This is a genomic window from Stenotrophomonas sp. G106K1 (assembly GCF_037969685.1).
Classification (GTDB): Bacteria; Pseudomonadota; Gammaproteobacteria; order Xanthomonadales; family Xanthomonadaceae; genus Stenotrophomonas; species Stenotrophomonas lactitubi.
The window spans coordinates 135,001-137,297 of the sequence record NZ_JBBPFR010000012.1; the positions used below are offsets into that span (position 1 = coordinate 135,001).

The 2,297-nt window shown below is 54.1% G+C and carries 2 rRNA genes (1 of these 2 running past the window's edge); both read left to right on the forward strand.

Annotated features, from left to right (window positions below):
* Positions 1–2,010: ribosomal RNA gene (locus tag WKB25_RS12620) — 23S ribosomal RNA — on the forward strand (it extends 871 nt beyond the left edge of the window).
* 168 nt (positions 2,011–2,178) lie between these two features.
* A 5S ribosomal RNA gene (rrf, locus tag WKB25_RS12625) occupies positions 2,179–2,293 on the forward strand.
* Positions 2,294–2,297: the final 4 nt, after the last annotated feature.

The window sequence follows — 2,297 nt, forward strand, 5'->3', positions numbered from 1 at the left end:
CGCGACTTACCAAACCATTGCAAACTCCGAATACCGAGACGGACTGTATGGGAGACACACGGCGGGTGCTAACGTCCGTCGTGAAAAGGGAAACAACCCAGACCCACAGCTAAGGTCCCAAATTTTGTGCTAAGTGGAAAACCATGTGGAAAGGCACAGACAGCCAGGAGGTTGGCTTAGAAGCAGCCACCCTTTAAAGAAAGCGTAATAGCTCACTGGTCGAGTCGGTCTGCGGGGAAGATTTAACGGGGCTAAGCACAGAACCGAAGCTTGGGGTGTGCATATTTATATGTACGCGGTAGAGGAGCGTTCCGTAAGCCGTTGAAGGTGGATTGAGAAGTCTGCTGGAGGTATCGGAAGTGCGAATGCTGACATGAGTAACGATAATGCGGGTGAAAAACCCGCACGCCGAAAGCCCAAGGTTTCCTTGCGCAACGTTAATCGGCGCAGGGTGAGTCGGCCCCTAAGGCGAGGACGAAAGTCGTAGTCGATGGGAAGCAGGTTAATATTCCTGCACCTCGCGTAAGTGCGATGGAGGGACGGAGAAGGTTAGGCATACCGGGCGTTGGTTGTCCCGGGGAAAGGCGGTAGGTTTGGATCTTTGGCAAATCCGGGATCCTTTAAGACCGAGCACCGAGACGAGCCTTTATGGCGAAGTTGCTGATACCACGCTTCCAGGAAAAGCTCCTAAGCTTCAGCTTACGCAGACCGTACCGTAAACCGACACAGGTGGGTAGGATGAGAATTCTCAGGCGCTTGAGAGAACTCGGGTGAAGGAACTAGGCAACATGGCACCGTAACTTCGGGAGAAGGTGCACCCTTTTTGGTGGCTCATGCGAGCTATAGCTGAAGAGGGTCGCAGTAACCAGGCCGCTGCGACTGTTTATCAAAAACACAGCACTCTGCAAACACGAAAGTGGACGTATAGGGTGTGACGCCTGCCCGGTGCTGGAAGGTTAATTGATGGGGTCAGCCGCAAGGCGAAGCTCTTGATCGAAGCCCCAGTAAACGGCGGCCGTAACTATAACGGTCCTAAGGTAGCGAAATTCCTTGTCGGGTAAGTTCCGACCTGCACGAATGGCGTAACGACAGCGGCGCTGTCTCCACCCGAGACTCAGTGAAATTGAAATCGCTGTGAAGATGCAGCGTTCCCGTGGCAAGACGGAAAGACCCCGTGAACCTTTACTATAGCTTTACACTGAACGTTGAGTTCGTCTGTGTAGGATAGGTGGGAGGCTATGAAACTGTGGCGCTAGCTGCAGTGGAGCCATCCTTGAAATACCACCCTGTCGTGCTTGACGTTCTAACCTGGGTCCATTATCTGGATCGGGGACCGTGTATGGTGGGTAGTTTGACTGGGGCGGTCTCCTCCTAAAGAGTAACGGAGGAGCTCGAAGGTACGCTCAGCGCGGTCGGACATCGCGCACTGTGTGCAAAGGCATAAGCGTGCTTGACTGCAAGATCGACGGATCAAGCAGGTAGGAAACTAGGACTTAGTGATCCGGTGGTTCTGTATGGAAGGGCCATCGCTCAACGGATAAAAGGTACTCCGGGGATAACAGGCTGATACCGCCCAAGAGTTCATATCGACGGCGGTGTTTGGCACCTCGATGTCGGCTCATCACATCCTGGGGCTGTAGTCGGTCCCAAGGGTATGGCTGTTCGCCATTTAAAGTGGTACGCGAGCTGGGTTCAGAACGTCGTGAGACAGTTCGGTCCCTATCTGCCATGGGCGTTGGAGATTTGAGAGGGGCTGCTCCTAGTACGAGAGGACCGGAGTGGACGAACCTCTGGTGTTCCGGTTGTCACGCCAGTGGCATTGCCGGGTAGCTATGTTCGGAAGCGATAACCGCTGAAAGCATCTAAGCGGGAAGCGCGCCTCAAGATGAGATCTCCCGGGGCACAAGCCCCCTGAAGGAACCATGTAGACTACGTGGTTGATAGGTCAGGTGTGTAAGTACAGCAATGTATTGAGCTAACTGATACTAATGATCCGAGAGGCTTGACCATATAACCTCAAGTTGCCTTGGCCGACATGACATGTCGATAGATCCAAGTGCACGCTACGTCACAAGACCAAACGAGAGGCAGGCGCTCAGGCGCGTCTCTTTGCAACGCAGGCATCACCATGCCCGCCCCTGCAAAGACACGACGTCCAGGCGACACTCCAACCGCCTCCCTGGTGAAATTAGCGCTATGGAACCACCCGATCCCATCCCGAACTCGGAAGTGAAACGTAGCTGCGCCGATGGTAGTGTGGCCTAAGCCATGCGAGAGTAGGTCATCGCCAGGGTTTA